The organism is Neorhizobium descurainiae (genome assembly GCF_051400715.1).
In the GTDB taxonomy this organism is placed as follows: domain Bacteria; phylum Pseudomonadota; class Alphaproteobacteria; order Rhizobiales; family Rhizobiaceae; genus Neorhizobium.
This window is the reverse complement of sequence record NZ_JBLFFK010000101.1, coordinates 1-586: the sequence shown is the minus strand read 5'-3', so window position 1 is coordinate 586 and position 586 is coordinate 1. Positions and strand designations below refer to the sequence as shown.

1 protein-coding gene is annotated in these 586 nt (G+C 65.2%); it reads left to right on the top strand.

The features are described from left to right. Positions 1-586, top strand: a 586-nt coding sequence (locus ACMGE0_RS33620) for an aldo/keto reductase (protein ID WP_436820184.1), incomplete at both ends; no start/stop codon positions are given.

Here is a 586-nt window from a genome sequence, read left to right as displayed (position 1 = left end):
TGTGGGAAACGGGCGAGTACCTCGGGGACTCCAGCCACGCCCGCCAGAGCCTTGACCGATCGATGCAGCGGCTCTGGCGCAGCCGGATCGATGCGGTCCAATGCCATAGCCTCGTCAATGTCGACACAGTGCTGCCGCGGCTGAAGGAATGGAAGCAGGAGGGACTGATCCGCCATATCGGCGTCTCACACCACGACGACGCCTATTACGAGCCGCTCGGCCAATGGATCGAGCGCGGCGATCTCGATCTCGTCCAGCTCCATTATTCGATAGCCATGCGGGAGGCGGAGGAGCGGCTGCTGCCGATGGCGGCTGACAAGGGCGTCGGGGTGCTGGTCAACATGCCCTTCGAGAAGGCGCGGCTGTTCGACCTCGTCGGATCGCGGCCGCTGCCCGATTTCGCGCGCGAGCTGGGGATCGCCAATTGGGCGGACTATTTCCTCAAATGGGTGCTCGGCCATCCGGCAGTGACCTGCGTGTTGTGCGCGACCTCGGTGCCGGCTCATGCGGAAGAGAATGTGGCCGCGCTGCGCGGCGAGATCCCCGATGCGGACATGCGGCGACGCATGGCCCGCTACGTCGAAGG